Annotated in this window: 17 protein-coding genes; 13 read left to right on the forward strand and 4 right to left on the reverse strand. The window is 36.9% G+C overall.

Annotation, left to right across the window (positions count from 1 at the left end; all coding sequences use genetic code 11):
• Positions 1 to 298: 298 nt before the first annotated feature.
• From ACKI4K_RS00875 to ACKI4K_RS00915, 9 genes are all read left to right on the forward strand, one after another.
• The gene (locus tag ACKI4K_RS00875) at positions 299 to 1,093 is read left to right on the forward strand and encodes a 2-amino-3,7-dideoxy-D-threo-hept-6-ulosonate synthase (RefSeq protein ID WP_407421335.1); all 795 of its coding nucleotides are present in this window, start codon (positions 299 to 301) and stop codon (positions 1,091 to 1,093) included.
• Positions 1,094 to 1,101: 8 nt separating this feature from the next.
• Positions 1,102 to 2,232 (forward strand): 3-dehydroquinate synthase II, encoded by a 1,131-nt coding sequence (locus tag ACKI4K_RS00880; RefSeq protein ID WP_407421337.1) that lies wholly within the window; start codon positions 1,102 to 1,104, stop codon positions 2,230 to 2,232.
• A gap of 9 nt (positions 2,233 to 2,241) precedes the next feature.
• The gene (thpR, locus tag ACKI4K_RS00885; RefSeq protein ID WP_407421339.1) at positions 2,242 to 2,799 is read left to right on the forward strand and encodes an RNA 2',3'-cyclic phosphodiesterase; all 558 of its coding nucleotides are present in this window, start codon (positions 2,242 to 2,244) and stop codon (positions 2,797 to 2,799) included.
• Between the two features lie 4 nt (positions 2,800 to 2,803).
• Entirely contained in the window at positions 2,804 to 4,171 is a 1,368-nt protein-coding gene (gene cca, locus ACKI4K_RS00890) for a CCA tRNA nucleotidyltransferase (RefSeq protein ID WP_407421341.1), read from the forward strand.
• 3 nt (positions 4,172 to 4,174) lie between these two features.
• Positions 4,175 to 5,548: an MATE family efflux transporter gene (locus ACKI4K_RS00895; protein WP_407421344.1), complete on the forward strand. Its 1,374-nt coding sequence runs from the start codon at positions 4,175 to 4,177 to the stop codon at positions 5,546 to 5,548.
• A 36-nt stretch (positions 5,549 to 5,584) separates the two neighbouring features.
• Entirely contained in the window at positions 5,585 to 6,136 is a 552-nt protein-coding gene (locus ACKI4K_RS00900; RefSeq protein ID WP_407421346.1) for a DUF2284 domain-containing protein, read from the forward strand.
• A 10-nt stretch (positions 6,137 to 6,146) separates the two neighbouring features.
• Positions 6,147 to 6,836, forward strand: a complete 690-nt coding sequence (gene npdG, locus ACKI4K_RS00905) for an NADPH-dependent F420 reductase (protein WP_407421348.1) — start codon at positions 6,147 to 6,149, stop codon at positions 6,834 to 6,836.
• An 11-nt stretch (positions 6,837 to 6,847) separates the two neighbouring features.
• Positions 6,848 to 7,339, forward strand: a complete 492-nt coding sequence (locus ACKI4K_RS00910) for a hypothetical protein (protein WP_407421350.1) — start codon at positions 6,848 to 6,850, stop codon at positions 7,337 to 7,339.
• Between the two features lie 252 nt (positions 7,340 to 7,591).
• Entirely contained in the window at positions 7,592 to 10,966 is a 3,375-nt protein-coding gene (locus tag ACKI4K_RS00915) for a C1 family peptidase (protein WP_407421352.1), read from the forward strand.
• 58 nt (positions 10,967 to 11,024) lie between these two features.
• Here ACKI4K_RS00915 and ACKI4K_RS00920 read toward each other — a convergent pair whose 3' ends face one another.
• Entirely contained in the window at positions 11,025 to 11,651 is a 627-nt protein-coding gene (locus ACKI4K_RS00920) for a CatA-like O-acetyltransferase (protein WP_407421354.1), read from the reverse strand.
• Positions 11,652 to 11,742: 91 nt separating this feature from the next.
• On the opposite strand from ACKI4K_RS00920, the gene ACKI4K_RS00925 reads away from it, so the two are divergent.
• Positions 11,743 to 13,074, forward strand: a complete 1,332-nt coding sequence (locus ACKI4K_RS00925; RefSeq protein WP_407421356.1) for an FAD-dependent oxidoreductase — start codon at positions 11,743 to 11,745, stop codon at positions 13,072 to 13,074.
• A gap of 22 nt (positions 13,075 to 13,096) precedes the next feature.
• Positions 13,097 to 14,080: an Mrp/NBP35 family ATP-binding protein gene (locus tag ACKI4K_RS00930; RefSeq protein ID WP_407421358.1), complete on the forward strand. Its 984-nt coding sequence runs from the start codon at positions 13,097 to 13,099 to the stop codon at positions 14,078 to 14,080.
• On the opposite strand, the gene ACKI4K_RS00935 is transcribed toward ACKI4K_RS00930, so the two are convergent.
• Positions 14,067 to 14,462: a hypothetical protein gene (locus ACKI4K_RS00935; protein ID WP_407421360.1), complete on the reverse strand. Its 396-nt coding sequence runs from the start codon at positions 14,460 to 14,462 to the stop codon at positions 14,067 to 14,069. The genes ACKI4K_RS00930 and ACKI4K_RS00935 overlap by 14 nt on opposite strands.
• A gap of 5 nt (positions 14,463 to 14,467) precedes the next feature.
• A complete protein-coding gene (gene msrA, locus ACKI4K_RS00940; RefSeq protein WP_407421362.1) occupies positions 14,468 to 15,364 on the reverse strand; it encodes a peptide-methionine (S)-S-oxide reductase MsrA in 897 nt (298 codons plus the stop codon).
• 103 nt (positions 15,365 to 15,467) lie between these two features.
• Here msrA and ACKI4K_RS00945 point away from each other — a divergent pair, with 103 nt between their 5' ends.
• Entirely contained in the window at positions 15,468 to 15,662 is a 195-nt protein-coding gene (locus ACKI4K_RS00945; RefSeq protein ID WP_407421364.1) for a hypothetical protein, read from the forward strand.
• 9 nt (positions 15,663 to 15,671) lie between these two features.
• Positions 15,672 to 15,947, forward strand: coding sequence for a hypothetical protein (locus ACKI4K_RS00950; RefSeq protein ID WP_407421366.1), 276 nt, complete (start codon positions 15,672 to 15,674; stop codon positions 15,945 to 15,947).
• Positions 15,948 to 16,081: 134 nt separating this feature from the next.
• Here ACKI4K_RS00950 and ACKI4K_RS00955 read toward each other — a convergent pair whose 3' ends face one another.
• Positions 16,082 to 16,570 (reverse strand): hypothetical protein, encoded by a 489-nt coding sequence (locus ACKI4K_RS00955; RefSeq protein ID WP_407421368.1) that lies wholly within the window; start codon positions 16,568 to 16,570, stop codon positions 16,082 to 16,084.
• Positions 16,571 to 16,699 lie beyond the last annotated feature (129 nt).

Below are 16,699 nucleotides of genomic sequence, written 5' to 3' on the forward strand. Positions count from 1 at the left end.
TATATATTTTTTTATTTTTTAGTCTTCAAATACTTATTTAAGCTTATAAAATTATTATTTTGTTAAAACATTGATTTTACATTAGTTTTTTTCTTTATTTTAAAATGTTATATAATTTATATTAATTTGCAAGTATTTCTGTTATTTAATTATTTTTCCTGTTTGATAACTGAAAAATTGTTTATAAATCGAATATGATTTTTAAATTATTCCCTAATATTGGTGCTCTGATGTGTACAATTAATGTTATATACCTTGATTAAGAAAAATATAATTCATAAGTTTTTATGAGGTAAAAATGATGATAGGTAAAAAGATTCGTTTAGAAAGAATCATCAACAGGAATACTGGAAGAACCGTGATTGCACCAATGGACCATGGTGTATCAAGCGGTCCGATTCCAGGAATTATAGACATGGACGAAACCGTCGATGAGATCTCCCAAGGCGGAGCGGATGCAATTTTAATGCATAAAGGTATTGTAAAACAGGGACACAGAGGATACGGTAAAGACATAGGACTTATTGTTCATTTGTCAGCAAGCACATCCCTTGCACCGGATCCAAATGATAAGGTGACCGTGACAAGCGTTGAAAAGGCAATCCAGCTTGGGGCAGATGCAGTGTCTATTCATGTTAACCTTGGAAGCGAAACAGAAAGCCAGATGCTTCAGGAATTGGGGGCAATTGCCGAGACCTGCGACTACTGGGGAATGCCTTTATTGGCAATGATGTATCCGCGCGGACAAAAGGTGGAAAACGAACATGATGTTGAATTTGTAAAGCATGCCGCACGTGTAGGTTCTGAATTGGGTGTGGACATTGTAAAAACCAACTACACCGGAGATCCAGATTCATTTAGGGAAGTTGTCGAAGGGGCAATCGTGCCTGTCGTGATTGCGGGAGGTCCGAAGGTCGACACCGATGAGGATTTGTTAAACATGGTAAAGGATTCCCTGGAAGTTGGCGGAGCGGGCGTTGCATTCGGACGCAATTTATTCCAGGCTGAAAACCCCGGCAAAATCACAAGGGCAATATCAGAAGTTGTCCACCATGACTTGGATGTTGATGAAGCATTGGAATTCTTGAAATAGGTGATCTGATGCAAAACAAATTCGCTTGGATAAGCACTCCTGATGAGTTGTGGGAAGATAAAAAAGAGATGATCACCACTGCACTGGAATCAGGAATCGACCATGTTCTGGACTTGGATGACATAGAACAAATCAGAAAACTTGGCAATGTAAGGATAATTGCAAACACCGACGATGCAGACATATATCTGGTGGGCATCAACGGTGAAGGAGACGGATTTGTAGACCTCAAGGATGATTTTTCTGATTCAGTTGATATTGCAAAAGCAAAAAAAGCCAAAAGCGAAGGAAAAACTGTATGTGCATATATCAAAATCACTGATAAGGCTCATGAACAATTGGCTGTAAAATTAGGCTCAATTGTTGATTATATCATTCTTGTCGGAACGGACTGGACAATAATCCCTCTTGAAAATATTATTGCGGATCTGCAGAAAACAGATGTCAACATCATTGCAGCTGTTCAGGACCTTGATGGGGCACGTGTTGCACTTGAGACATTGGAACACGGTACTGACGGTGTCATATTTGAAGCCAATGACTTCAATAAAACTAAAAAGATATCTGAAGAAGTCGTAAAGGCATCACAAACAAAATATGATTTAAAAATAGCCACAATTACAAATGTAAAGCCTTTGGGTTCAGGCGACAGGGTATGTGTCGATACAACAGACATGATGAAACCCGGCGAAGGGATGCTCATCGGTTCATATTCAAAATCAATGTTTTTGGTTCACTCTGAATCTTTGGAAAGTGAATATGTGGCATCACGTCCGTTCAGGGTGAATGCGGGACCTGTCCAGGCCTATGTGATGGTTCCGGGCAATAAGACAAGATACCTGTCCGAACTTGTTGCGGGGGATGAGGTGTTGATTGTAAACACTCAAGGCGAAACCAGAACTGCCTATGTCGGAAGGAGCAAAATCGAGAGAAGGCCATTGATACTGATTGAAGCGGAATATGAAGGCCAAACCATAAGGACCCTGCTTCAGAATGCCGAAACTATAAGGATTGTTGATGAAAACGATGAAGCGTTGTCAGTAGCAGACATCAAAACAGGCGACAGGGTAAAGGTGTATGTGGAAACAAATGCCCGCCACTTCGGAATAGCTATTGATGAGACAATCATTGAACAGTGAGGAGATTGAATGCCTGAAGTCAGAGCATTTCTTGCAATCGATTTGGATGATGACCTAAAACCCAAAATCAATAAGATAATTAGGGAATTCAAGGGAACAGAAGCCAATATAAAGTATGTGGATCTTGCAAACCTTCATTTCACATTAAAGTTCTTTGGAGACATCGATGTCGACGGCATTGATTTGCTTAGCCAAAGGATATCCGATGTGGCCGCACGCTTTGAATCATTCAACATTAAGATTAGGGGATGCGGCGCTTTTCCAAACACCAGCCACATAAAAGTCATTTGGGTCGGCCTTGAGGAAGATGAGACATTGAGGAATCTGCATGACCAGTTGGATGCTGAATTCAAAAAACTCGGATTTGAGAAAGATAAGAAATTCTCTTCACACCTGACAATCGGACGCATGAAATCGGCAAAAAACAAGAATAAGGTAAAATCAGCCATAGATTCATTCGCTGATGTTGAAATCGGCGAGATGAAAGTGGAAAGAATAATCCTTAAAAAATCCACTTTAAAGGCATCAGGACCAATTTATGATGATATAAACGTATTTGAATTGTGATTATATGGATTACAAAGCTATTTTGGAAGACATAAAACCTACAGCTGAAGAGACTGGTGAAATCAATAGGGTCTCATCAAAGGTAATAGATTTCTTAAACAAAACATGTAGGCAAGAAAACATCGACGCAAAAATAGCTTTAGTAGGATCCGTTGCCAAAAGCACTGCCCTAAGGGGCAAATCAGACATCGACATATTCATGGCCTTTCCACTGGATACAGATAAGAAATACCTGAAAGAAAAGGGATTGTATTTGGCCCATAAATGCAGTGATGAGTTTGATGGCGAGGCTTCACATCATTTCGCTTCACATCCTTATGTGACAAGCATCATCGAGGGTTATGAGGTGGATATGGTTCCATGCTATGAAATCAGCGACGGAAGCCAGCTTAAGTCTGCAGTGGACAGGACAATCCTCCACACCCGTTACGTTAAGGCTAATTTAAAAAGCGGCCAGGAAGATGAGGTGCTGCTTTTAAAGAAGTTCATGGCCATGACCGGAACTTACGGCTCCGAGTTTAAGGTGGGGGGATTTGCGGGATACCTGTGCGAACTGCTCATCATACATTATGGAACATTTGAAAAGACTTTAATCGGTGCAACCAAATGGGATTATGGGCACAGCATCGATTTGGAAAACTACGGAACTTCCAGACTGTTTAAAGACCCCCTAATCGTCATTGACCCGACCGACATGAACAGGAATGTGGGTGCAGCATTAAGATTGGATAAGATGGGTGAATTTATCCAGGCCTCAAGAAACTACCTGTCATCGAATAATAAAAAGGATTACTTTTACCCATTGAAGCGTTCATTAAATAAAGATGAAATAATCAAGGAATTTGAAAAGAGAAACGGAGATTTAATTACAATCCGCTTTGACATTCCGGACATTCCTCTTGATACCCTACATCCTCAGCTTAGAAAGACAACAGAAGCTCTGGAGAGAAAGCTGAACGATGAGGAGTTCAATGTTTTTAAGGCGGATTACTGGAGTGATGAGGCATCGAATGCCGTTATACTGCTGGAGATGGCATCATCAACATTAAATGATGTCAGGATCAATGTCGGTCCCAAGGTGTTCATCAATCAGGCCTGCAAGAATTTCGCAAAAAAATACGGCCGTGAAAACTGCTACGTCATGGGCGATTATCTGGTGCACACACAAAAGAGGGAATTCAACAGGGCTCAAGATTTGATAAGTCATATCTTCACCTCCGAGCACATCCGTTTGATTAAAGTTGGAAAAAACCTTAAAAAGAACATCATTGACACTCATGAATTTATAGCTGTTGGCGATTTGGCAGACTGTAAGGATTATCTGGAATTTTTAGACGACTTTTTAAATCCCTGTCAGCACTTGGTAAGGTGAATCATGTCTGGCGATAAGAACGATGATATTGATTTGATAGTAAACCATCCCAAAAAGGCAATTAATAAACTGGCTTTGCCGATAATTATCAGTTACATATTTATGATGCTCAACAATATTATCGACGGTATTTGGGTTTCTGGCTTGGGTCCGAACCCACTGGCTGCAGTTGGATTTGTGACACCACTGTTTTTAGCACTAGTCGGACTTGCAAACGGTTTGGGTGCAGGTGCAAACAGCCTTATTTCAAGATGCATCGGTGCCGAAAGGTATGAAAGTGCGGGAAACAGTGCAATTCACTCGATAATGCTTTCAATAATAGTGACTATCATATCTACAATTGTTCTTCTCATCCTTTTAAAGCCATTGCTTTTGATAATGGGTGCCGGAGAAGTAATTAATGAAACATTGGAATATGGAAATATTGTAATAGGAGGAATATTTTCAGTCTTCCTGCCAGCAATGATGGCTGCGATATTCAGATCACAGGGAGAAGTTAAACGCGCATCCTATCCGCTAATGCTTACTGCATTCATAAATATGATTTTAGACCCAATTTGCATTTATGGATTAGGTTGGGGTGTTGGAGGAGCGGCATTTGCCACAGTTCTTGCAGGAACACTTGCGGCATCTCCAATGGTGTATTGGATGTTCATTAAAAAGGACAGCTTTTTGGAAATAAACATGAAGGAGTATAAGACCAATTTCAAAATCTATAAGGAGATACTGGTCGTAGCTATTCCGGCAAGTCTGGAGCAGTTCATAATATCATTCGTTTCAATCCTGTTCAATTACTGGATTACAATTATATCAGGAACCGTTGCGGTTGCGGCATATACAGCCACATGGAGGCTGGTATCAATAGGAATGTCTCCAATAATTGGTGTTGGAATTGCAGCGCTGACTGTTGGCGGTGCAGCATACGGGGCACGTAATTTGGCAAATCTAAAAACTGCCCTTAACTATGGAATTAAATTGGCAATGATTTCATCGATAATCATTTCATCATTTTTCTTCATATTTGCAGATCCGTTATCATTTATATTTTCATATTCGGCAGACAGTTCTGTTTTAGGTCCGAATATTGTTGAAGCATTGAGGATATTGTGCTTTTTCATATTGCTGATGCCGTTTGGAGTAATTTCAGGGAATATATTCCAATCTATGGGAAAAGGAGCATTGTCTTTAGCAATAACAATATTGAGGTCTTTTATTTTAGAAGTGCTTTTCGCAGGTTTATTCGCATTTATCCTATGCTTTGGCCTTGTAGGCATCTATTCCGGACTGGTGGCGGGAATGTCAACAGGCTCAATAATTGGATATCTCTTCATTAATTATTATTTGAACAAACACAAGAGTTATTTCAAGATTATTTAGAAATGTTTATAATATTATTGGGATATATTATTAATCATGTCAGAGATTACAAAACTCACGGCGGATGTTGGCGTTGATGAGTATTATGAGAAATACGTGGATTTTGATGAGGTCTCTAAATTATGCATTGAAGAGCAGGAAATGCTTGGATACAACTGGAACTATCCTCCATTTGACTTTGATGTGGATGAGGTGTGGAATTCATACAATAAACTTAAAATCATTGCTTTCAAGATTGACTTTTCCGCTGAAGAGCTGGCCCATACATTCGAGGAAAAAGAGCTGGAATTTATTTTGAAAAGATTCGAGCGTATGAAAGTCAAGTTCATGAATGAAATCTACATGCTTGAAGATGAAAATTCCCTGGGACTGTTTTTGGGAAAATGTAACTTATGCATGAGATGTACAAGGGAATTCGACATGCCATGTAAGATGCCGTTTAAGATGAGATATTCCATTGAATCATTGGGCGGTAAAGTCGATAAGACAATTGAAGATCTTTTCGGTTACAAGATACAATACGCAAAAGATGGTAAACTCCCGGAATATCTGATATTCGTCGGGGGACTGCTATACGATAAAGAATAGGTGACAAAAAATGATAGTAAGTGTAATTGGTGGAACTGGTCCACAAGGACTCGGAATCGCAGAAAGACTGGCTATTGCAGGAGTGGATGTAATAGTTGGTTCTAGAAAAGAAGAAAAAGCTTTAGATGTAGTTGCAAAAGCTAAAGAGGACTTAGCAGATTACGACTTATCTAACATGAAAGGTATGGCAAATGAGGATGCGGCAAAGGAAGGCGACATATTAATCATCACCGTGCCATTGGCCGCTCAAAAACCGACAGTCGAGGGAATCAAGGAATTCTGTAAGGACAAGATTGTCATGGATGCAACCGTACCTCTCGAAACAGCAATCGGTGGAAAACCGTTCAGGTTCATTGACCTGATGGAAGGTTCGGCTGCTGAGAGAACCGCATCAATCCTTGAAGGGACAGGGGCAAAGGTAATATGTGCATTCTGCAACATTTCAAACTCACACCTTGCAAACATTCCGGAAGAAATCGACTGTGACTGCTTGATTGCAGGTGACGACAAGCAGGCAAAGGAAACAGCTGCAGAAATCATTGACAAAATCCCAGGTGTCAGAACAATCGACACGGGCATTTTGGAAAAGGCAAGAATAATCGAAAAAATCACTCCATTATTGATAGGACTGAACATCAAGTACAAATCACATTACGGTGGTTTGAGAATCACCGGCATTCCGGCACTTGACAAGGACTAAGCATTGATAACATGGATTCATTTGAGGCATTGGTTGGAAGAAACATTAATGAAGTGACCTTGAATGAATCACCAACTTTTTTTGTTTCTCCTTTAAGGTATTCCACAAAGAATTGCGGTCGAAGATATCCCCAATCCAAGTTCAGGCTTGCTGATTTGGATTACTTTAATGTGATTTCCTTTTCTGAATTGTTTAAAAAAGAAGCTATTCTAATTATCTGGTATGATGAAGAAGATATCATCACTGATTTGGAATTGTATTATTTAAGCAATGATTTCGATGTGCTCTTTAAGGATTACTACTATATTAAAAAAGCCATTGAAAACGGCGAGGCCCATAGGTTAAGGGAAGGGGATACCAAATATTTGGGAGCTTCCAGATTAAATGAAAAGGTGCCTCAGCCAAACAGCGATAAATTGGCCAACAGACGCGAACTTGTTTTGAAAAAGAGATATTTGCAGAAAATTATCAAAGAAATCAGTTATTGCAATTTAAATGATTGAATCTGTTCCAAATATAACCTTTGCTGCGCGGTCTCATTACGGAATTTTTCAGGATAATGCATTAGCTTCCAACTAGTTAGTCTTTAGGCTTTTTATAAAACTCTTTCTTAAATTAAGGGAAAATAACTGCAGCAACTTTTAAGAATCAGGCAATTTATCTCCTCTATCTTAATCTATTTTAAGATTTTTTTCATGTTTAACAAAATATTTAAATTATTTTATACATATTATTAGTAAGCAAAAAGTGATTTCATGAACAAAAAGATTTTAATTTTATTTGTGGTTTTTTCAGTATTTCTATCAATCAGTGCGGTAAGTGCAAATAACGTAACTGCTGATATGGATACATATTCTACAATAGACGAATCTTCTAATTCGGAGATTTTATCAGTTGTGGATGATGATACATCATATACTGCTTTAAACGCATTGATAAATTCCGGAAATAATATAATAGACATAACTAAGGATTATACATTTAACAATGAAAGCGACGGGAATTTCATTGGTGGAATTCAAATTGATAACACAAATATTGTCATAAATGGTAATAACCATACAATTGATGGTCAAAATCAAGCCAGATGTTTTAGAATAAGCAATGCCAGTAATGTAGTGATTAATGACTTGATTTTAAAAAATTCGGATGCTGGTGCTATAGTTAATTATGGTGAACTTAAAACAAGCAATGTGGAGTTCAATAGCTGTTATTCTAGTGAGGGTGGCGCATTATATATGATTGAAGCCCAATATATCAGTGAAAACGATAGGTTTATTAGAAATTTCGCCCAAACCGGTGCGACAATCTATTCTGATAGTTCTGTTGTTACCATTAACAATGGCAATTTTGAATATAATAGTGGTGTGGATGGCGTTATCAGTTCAAAAAATGATACTTTAACTATAAAAAATAGCTATTTTAAAAATAATCATGGTGGTGATGGGGCTGTAATCAAGTCTCAGTTGTCTAATGTAACATTTAACAATAGCTTTTTTGAAAATAATTCTGCTGATCAATCAGGAGTGATTTATCCATCTACTTGTAACTTATCTATTGGCAATTGTTTATTTGAAGGCAATTCTGCTGATACAGGTTCAGCAATTTGCGCCTTATTCAGTAATGTAACTGTCAGCAATTCATTATTGAAAAACAATCGCAATAACTGGAGTTCAATTTATTTAGAAAACTCTAAACTTGATGTCTATAACACCACCTTTGCAAATTCCACATCCAAATATGCAACAGCAATTTATAATAAAAATGGTGAAACCAATATTAAAAAATCAAAATTTGTTGAGTTGTTTGCCAATATTACAGCAGGGGCATTGGCGTTTAAACAAAGTAGCAATGTTACAATTGAAGATTGTGAATTTAAAGATGTCATATCAACTAAAAATGGAGGAGCAATTTTTGTAGATATTATAGGTAGTTTTGGCCCTAATGAAGGTAAGATTTTAATTAACAATTCTAAGTTTGAAAATTGTTTATCCGGTTTTGGCGGAGCATATCTTCAATTAGGTGGAGAATTATCAATTGATAATTCTAATTTCACAGATAACTTTGCAGAATTTAACGGTGGAGCAATTTACCTTTCATATGTAAATGCCACAATAGATAATTCCATATTCGCTGAAAATAATGTGGTGTTGACTTATGATGATTATCCGACATATGGCGGGGCAATATTCAGTGATAACTCCTTATTAAATGTATATGATTCTAGATTTACCAATAATTCTGCAGTTGAAGGCAGTGCAATATATATTTATGATACAGATTATGATTTGGATAATTTGGAGTTTGATGGAAATGACAATGCAATTTATGCAGTTTTCGATGAAGGATCAAAAAGCAATTTAAAAGGTACAGATAAGATTTCTGAAGACGATTTCAATAATACGGAATATTATAGTGTTGTAGATGGCACTGGAATGCAGGTAACACTGCTAAATAATAATGAAAACATCACTTACATTCCTGCCAGATATGATTTGAGAGAGGAGAATCTAGTTACTCCAGTTAGAGATCAAGGTTATATGGGTGCTTGCTGGGCATTTGGTATGACAGCTGCGTTAGAATCAGCATTGTTAAAAGCAATGAACTATACTAGTGATTTTTCAGAGAATAATATGCAAAATTCAATGTTGATCTATTCAAAATTTGGCACTACTAAATTTGAAAGTGGAGATAATATAGATGCTATCGCTTATCTTGTAAGTTGGCTTGGAGCATTTCCACAGGATTATGATGTTTATGATGAGCTTGGAAAAATTTCGCCGCTTATACAGACAGATAAAGATTTTCATGTTCAAGATGTTATTATAATACCTCATACTCCTGGAGATAAGGATAACATTGATGTTAAAACAGCTATTCTTAAATATGGTGCCCTGGGAGGCACTATACTTTCTAAAGCGACTAAGGATGATGGGAATCCAACAGATTATTATAATGAAAACACCTCTGCAGAATATGCTCCTGACCATTTAATTTCTAATCATATGATTTGTATTGTTGGTTGGGATGACAATTACCCTGCAAGCAATTTTGCGATTACTCCGCCGGGTGATGGTGCTTGGATTGTAAAAAATAGCTGGGGAACCGACTGGGGTGATGAAGGCTATTTCTATGTCTCATATTATGATCAAACGCTATCAGCATTCCCAAATAATATCACTGAATGTTTCGTTGCATTTGTAATTGAAAATACACTTCCATATAACAAAAATTACCAATATGATTTTTCACAATTAAGCTATTTTTATAAAGATGATAATTCTCAGTTAACTTATTTTAATAGTTTTGAATCTGTGGATGATGATTTTATAGCTGCTGTTGGAACTTATTTTGATGGTGAAGGTGTTGAATACAAAGTTGAAATTGATGTAAATAATGAAACTGTTTACAATCAGATTGGCGTTTCTCCATTTTATGGCTATCATACAATCAAATTAGATGAGTATGTTTCAATTAAAAAAGGAGATAAATTCACTGTTGCAATAACCTCTAATGCTGTGCCTGTTTGTAGATACACTAGAACATATTATAAAGCAGGAACTTCTGCAGTATTATTCCCAAATGGAGGCATTGAAGATTTAAGCGGGGAAAACATGACTGCATGTTTAAAGGTGTATACTCTTGAAGATACAAGACGCAATACCACAATTATCGCTCCAGATAAGGTTATTAATATAAATGATGCAGTAAAAGGATTTGATTACCAGTTCATCCTTAAAGATGAAAAAGGCAATGCACTTGCAAATAAGGAAGTGATGGTTTCATTCAACGGCATAAATCAAACTGTAATGACTGATGAGAATGGATATGGGACAGTTAAATTATATGCTGATGCCGAAGGAGTATATGATGTGGTTATTACATTTGAAGGCGACAGTGATTATTACGGCATTTGTCAGACTGCAACAATTGAAATTGTTGGGGAAAGAGGTAATGCAACACCAAACAAAACAGTTCCTGCAGATGAAATGTCAATAGAACATAAAGTCAGTTCTGCTAAAGCTTTTCCTGCAGCAGGCAATCCATTAGCTTTACCTGCAACCGGTAATCCATTAGCTCTTTTTGGATTAGCATTATGCTGTTTAGTCACATATTATCGCAGAAGATAAATTCGGGATTCAAATCCCTTTTTTCTGTTTTTTTAATCTCAGCATGTCTATTTTGCGTTTAGAAGTCTTTGTCAAATTCCTCTTGAGCATATTCATAGAAGTATCCAAGCTCACGGCCATTGACAAAGATATGGCTTACTGTAATTGAGACACTCATTTCATAGTCTTCACTGACTTTTCCCCAGGTCACCAATGGCTGAATAGCTTTTCCGTCAACAATGCAGTTTGTAAGCATATCAAAATCAACCCATGGAATGCATGAAAAATTAGCAATGTTTTCCAAATCTCTTTTTTCCATTTCACAGAAAAATCCTTCAGTTTTACCTGTTAATATATCGTTTGATAAGGTTTTCACATAATCATGCCAATCGAGGATATCATCAAAGCATTGTGGAGTCTTAACACGAATTTCCTTGTAACTGTCACTACCCTCATCCATTATTGGACTTAAACCTTCCAGATAGTCAAACTCATAAACCTTATCATCAATTATTCTTCTTTTAAGATGGGGGACTCTATTTAAAGCATTCATCAGACAACCTAGGCTCATAACAAAAAAGGATTTGTCATTTTCATGACACCATTTCCATAATTTCTCAACATCAATTCTTGCGGACATGGTGTAGCGTGCCGACAAAAAATTAATGAATGGGTTTTCATCTAAATTAAATTCAATTTCTCTCATTTTTTTAACCAGAATATTATTAATAGTTAGTTTTTTATATGTTTTCAATAATATATATTAATGTTATAAATCATAGAGTGGTTTTGTTATAATGAAAGTAGTAATAGTTGGTGGAGGAGCTGGAGGAATATCAACAGCTTCAAATATTCGTAAACTTGACAATGAGATAGAAATTACAGTGATTACAAGAGACAATAAGGTTGCATATTCTCCATGTGCAATTCCTTATGTATTGTCCGGCACTATTGAATCTTTTGATGATATTGTAATGAAAACTCCTGAAGATTATAAAAATAAGGGTATTGATGTTATTCTCGAAGCGGAAGTGACCGCAGTTGATTCTAAAGATAAAACAGTAACATATGAAAAGGATGGTAATGAAACTGTTTTGGATTATGATAAACTGGTGCTGGCCACCGGCGGAAATCCGTTTGTGCCTCCAATGGATGGTGTGAATCTGGATGGAGTGTTCAGAATCCGCAATATCGATGATGGTATAAGGGTTCAAGAGGCTATGAAAGAAGCTAAAAGTGCAATTGTCACTGGTGCAGGTTTGATTGGGATTGAAATCGCATTTGCCCTTAAGCAACAAGGTTTAAATGTAATTTTAAGTGAAATGCTGCCTCAAATTGTTCCAAGGTCTCTTGATAAGGACATGTCTGATATTTTAGTGCAATACCTTGAAAATGAAGGAATCCAAGTTGTTTTAGGAAAACCGATTACCAAATTGATTGGTGAGGGCAAAGTTGAAAAGGCCTGCTTTGGAGATGAAGAGTTATATGATGCAGACATGGTTATCATGGCTACAGGTGTAAGGGCCGAATTGGAATTGGCTAGAATGGCAGGTTGTGAAATTGGCAGATGGGCCATCCTTGTCAACGATAGGATGGAAACATCAGTGGAGGATGTTTATGCAGTGGGGGACTGTGTCGAGTCAAAAGATTTAATCCTAGGATCCAATACTATCTCCCAATTGGGTACAACTGCAGTTCGTGAATCCAAAACATTGGCCCGTACAATCTGCGGTAAAAAATCCAAATTCAATCCTGTTTTAAACTCAATGGTGTCCAAAGTCGGTAAATTGGAATTCGGTGCCGTAGGATACACTACAAGTTTCGCCCAACAAAATAGAATCAGGCCGGTTGTACAGAAAGTGCAGGCACTTACAAGAGCACGTTATTATCCTAATGCAAAACCAATGGATATCAAAGTTATTTGTGATGGAAACGGAACCATTATCGGTTGTCAAATCATTGCAGAAGAAAGAGTGGCTGAGAGGATAGATACTATGACTTTGGCCATTACCGAAGGTCTGACCTGCTTTGATTTAAGCAATATGGAATTTGCCTATGCGCCGCCTGTATCAATGGTCACCGACCCGTTAATCCTTGCTGTTGAAGAAGTAAGTAAAAAATTCAATTAAATAATTTTTGGAGATGATATTAATGCCTGAACATGGTCATGGTCATCATGGTCACGGAGGTCAAATGACCCCTGAACAACAAAGACAAATGATAGCTCAAGAGTTAAGATTAGCTAAAAACCTTAGCCAAATCAAGCATAAGATAGTTGTTATGAGTGGAAAAGGAGGAGTTGGAAAATCCACCGTAGCAGCCAATATTGCTGAAACTTTACAAAAGTTAGGTTATAAAACCGGTATTTTGGATGCTGATATTCATGGACCGAACATTCCTAAGATGTTGGGTCTTGAATTATATGGTGAAGCATTCAGCAATTATCAGTTTGAAGTATTCAAGGAAATCACTGAAGCGGCATTGGCCAAAGAAACATTTGAAAATGATGAGGAGAAAGCGGAATTCATCAAAGCAAAACAGGAGGAATACAAGTTTTCAATGTTTCCTGTAACATTGCCGAGCGGTTTGAAGGTAATGTCAATGGCATTTCTTTTGGAAAGCATAGACACTCCCATCATCTGGAGGGGACCTCAAAAAACAGGTGCAATCAAGCAGCTGATTTCAGATGCACATTGGGGCGAACTCGATTTTCTAATAATAGATAACCCGCCGGGTACCGGAGACGAACCGTTAACCGTTTTACAAACCATTCCTGAAACTGATGCGGTAATCATGGTAACCACACCGAATGTAGTATCCCAGGAAGATGTTTTGAAATGTGTTAAGATGGTTGGAATGATGAACATAGACAAGATCGGCCTTATTGAGAATATGGCTTATTATATGTGTCCTCATTGCGGAGAGAAACTTTATATTTTCGGTGAAGGCAACGGTGAAGCTTTTGCTGAAGAAATGGAAATTGAATATTTAGGTGATTTGCCTATTGAAGAAGCAGTTTCCGAGTCTCCTAATAAGGATGCCGTAATATCTGTACTTGATCCGGATGATGAAGTTTCAAAAAGATTTGAGGAAATCGTTTCGGAAATAATAGAAAAATTTGCTAAAGAAGAGTGATGTTAATAATATAACTCACTCGGGCAATATTTACAATGTATCCTAAGAAATTAGGATCCTCTTTTAATTTTTTAAAATAGTCTAGTTTTTCAATAATGCACTCTTTGTTTTCATCCATCACATTCAATGAGAAGTACTGCATTCCGTTTTTGTATTCAAGGGCATCCGTAAATATGGGGACAATGTATTTTCCGTCATTTCCATATGGTATTTTAACAGGCTCATTATCTTCAATGGAGATGATAAATTCCTTATCTGAAATATATTCCTTTATTTCCATCTCAGTTCTTTCAATGGCTTTCTGATTTTGATTTTCGCCATGCATATAAATCATATTGATATGATCCTTCAGCTCCGGATGATTGATTTCTTCTATTTTCATTGTATCTAACTTTTGTTTTTCTCATTTAAATAATCTTCAGCATCATCTTTGGCAATGAATTTCAATGCCGCCGAGTTGATGCAGTACCTTTTGGAGCCTCCGGGGCCGTCGTTAAAGACATGGCCTAAATGCGAATTTGATTTTCTGGCCCTGACTTCTATGCGTGTCGAGCCATGGCTGTAATCCCTGTTTTTTGTTATCGCATCTTCGGATATCGGTTTTGAAAATGCCGGCCAGCCGCATCCCGAGTCGAACTTGTCTTCAGAAGAAAAGAGAACTTCGCCGTTTACGACATCTACATATACACCATCTTCAAAAAAGTCATCATATTTTCCACTAAATGGTTGTTCTGTCATAGCAAGCTGTGTTATTTCATACTCTTCTTTAGTCAAGTGGTTGAATTCTTCATCGTTTATTAAATTTAAATCAACATGACAATAGCCCCGTGGATTTCTCTCAAGGTATTTCTGATGATAGTCCTCAGCAGGGTAAAAACTGTTGATCGGCCCGACTTCAACAACAATCTTGTTTTCACTTTCATTTTGCTTTTGGGAAAAGAACTTCAAAACACATTCCTTTTGAGAGTAATCTTGCCAGTATACACCAGTTCTATATTGTGTTCCGATATCTGGGCCTTGACGGTTTATAGAATATGGATCAATGATTCTATAATAATTTTCCAATATTTCTTCAAGCGAAACGATTTCCGGGTTATATGTAACTTTAACGCTTTCCGCATGGCCTGTCTTGCCGGCGCATACCTTTTCATAGGTCGGTGCCAAATCATGGCCATTGGCATATCCGACTTCAGTCTGGTTGACACCCTTCAATCGTGAAATGAATGCTTCAACACCCCAAAAGCATCCTCCGGCCAGATAGATTACATTCAATTTGGTGAACATATTAATTGATTTATTTTTGAAATGGAAAAACTTTTTCCGTGAAAAACCTTTTAAATTATAAAATAAATAGTTATTATTACTTATTATTGGAGGAAAAGTTAGTATGTTTTACAGTACTATTATGAAAATCGATTCCATCGATAGATTAAGAGATATCAGAGATGCATTGCTTGTTGAACAAGGTATTAATCCTACTCGTCAGGGGGAACAAGCTATTAGAGTGGTTGTTGAAAGGATTGATGAAATTCAAGCTACTTTAGATAAATCCGCAACAAAAAATTTAAACAGAAAAAAATAAGTGATTTTAGTGATAAGGCGTGTATCAAGTAGCAGGCGATTGCTTAGGAAACGAATGTATAAAGCACCACATGCTCGCCATAGGAATGCTACATATTATCGTGAGAATAAAAATTTAAATAAATCTCATCAAAAGGAGTTTAAAGATGCGCATGCTCCTGTTATAAGACGTAAAAAAAGACCTAGGCGTGAGGTTATGGGTGGATTTAAAATGTCTTATAGATATAAATATTATGCGGATGATGTTGTTGAGGATGATGAATTGGAAGAGGAATTGGATGAATAATTCCTTCCTTTAAAATTCACTTTTTTTGGTTCATTTTAAAATTTTGAGTGTGCAGACAACGGGTCCTTTTGAATATTCATCATCATAAGCTATTTTTTAAATATATTATGATTCTAAATCTTTAGGATTGATTTCTAGTCACAACAGTCGTGAACATCTTCGCCGCCAATTACGAAATCCCATTGAGGTGCGTTAATTGCAAGGCCGATGAAGCCTTCATCTTCAGAGTAATCTGAAATAATTTCATTACCTAATTTTTTATCATAGGTAAACTCGTTTTCTCCGAATTGTTCTTTAAATACTTCAATAGCTTCATTAGCTTCTTTTTCATCAGTATAAACAGGAATGACAAATTCCTCTGTTTTCTCATCTTCTTCACTAACAATCAATGCAACAATTTCCTTATCTTCACTTTTGGCATTAGAAACGATGATGAATTCTTCGTTGAATACCAAGTGTTCAATTTCATGGTAGATTTCGCCTAACTCTTCAAGCTGTTCTTTGTTATCCTCTTCAAAGGTTTCTCCAAGTTCCTCTGAGGTTTCAAGTTCCTTTTCGATTTTCTCGTTTAAATCATCATCAAGATCAATGAATTTTCTTACTAAATCTTTAAGTTCACTCATAATATCACATTAATTTATAAAATAAGTCTTTTTTTTAAAAACAAATGAACATTCTCTTCCTAAACACCACTAAAGGAATACAAACGAATGCTCATTTCAACCATCACCATTGTTCATATTATAAAAAAA

Source organism: Methanobrevibacter sp. (assembly GCF_045644645.1).
In the GTDB taxonomy this organism is placed as follows: domain Archaea; phylum Methanobacteriota; class Methanobacteria; order Methanobacteriales; family Methanobacteriaceae; genus Methanocatella.

What these genes read in the sequence shown, in the direction of transcription:
- ACKI4K_RS00895 (WP_407421344.1), top strand. Translation starts at nt 4,175, where the DNA reads ATGTCTGGCGATAAGAACGATGATATTGATTTGATAGTAAACCATCCC.
- ACKI4K_RS00955 (WP_407421368.1), bottom strand. Translation starts at nt 16,570, where the DNA reads ATGAGTGAACTTAAAGATTTAGTAAGAAAATTCATTGATCTTGATGAT.
- ACKI4K_RS00945 (WP_407421364.1), top strand. Translation starts at nt 15,468, where the DNA reads ATGTTTTACAGTACTATTATGAAAATCGATTCCATCGATAGATTAAGA.
- ACKI4K_RS00930 (WP_407421358.1), top strand. Translation starts at nt 13,097, where the DNA reads ATGCCTGAACATGGTCATGGTCATCATGGTCACGGAGGTCAAATGACC.
- ACKI4K_RS00880 (WP_407421337.1), top strand. Translation starts at nt 1,102, where the DNA reads ATGCAAAACAAATTCGCTTGGATAAGCACTCCTGATGAGTTGTGGGAA.
- ACKI4K_RS00920 (WP_407421354.1), bottom strand. Translation starts at nt 11,651, where the DNA reads ATGAGAGAAATTGAATTTAATTTAGATGAAAACCCATTCATTAATTTT.
- ACKI4K_RS00935 (WP_407421360.1), bottom strand. Translation starts at nt 14,462, where the DNA reads ATGAAAATAGAAGAAATCAATCATCCGGAGCTGAAGGATCATATCAAT.
- ACKI4K_RS00925 (WP_407421356.1), top strand. Translation starts at nt 11,743, where the DNA reads ATGAAAGTAGTAATAGTTGGTGGAGGAGCTGGAGGAATATCAACAGCT.
- ACKI4K_RS00900 (WP_407421346.1), top strand. Translation starts at nt 5,585, where the DNA reads ATGTCAGAGATTACAAAACTCACGGCGGATGTTGGCGTTGATGAGTAT.
- cca (WP_407421341.1), top strand. Translation starts at nt 2,804, where the DNA reads ATGGATTACAAAGCTATTTTGGAAGACATAAAACCTACAGCTGAAGAG.
- msrA (WP_407421362.1), bottom strand. Translation starts at nt 15,364, where the DNA reads ATGTTCACCAAATTGAATGTAATCTATCTGGCCGGAGGATGCTTTTGG.
- npdG (WP_407421348.1), top strand. Translation starts at nt 6,147, where the DNA reads ATGATAGTAAGTGTAATTGGTGGAACTGGTCCACAAGGACTCGGAATC.
- ACKI4K_RS00875 (WP_407421335.1), top strand. Translation starts at nt 299, where the DNA reads ATGATGATAGGTAAAAAGATTCGTTTAGAAAGAATCATCAACAGGAAT.
- ACKI4K_RS00910 (WP_407421350.1), top strand. Translation starts at nt 6,848, where the DNA reads ATGGATTCATTTGAGGCATTGGTTGGAAGAAACATTAATGAAGTGACC.
- thpR (WP_407421339.1), top strand. Translation starts at nt 2,242, where the DNA reads ATGCCTGAAGTCAGAGCATTTCTTGCAATCGATTTGGATGATGACCTA.
- ACKI4K_RS00915 (WP_407421352.1), top strand. Translation starts at nt 7,592, where the DNA reads ATGAACAAAAAGATTTTAATTTTATTTGTGGTTTTTTCAGTATTTCTA.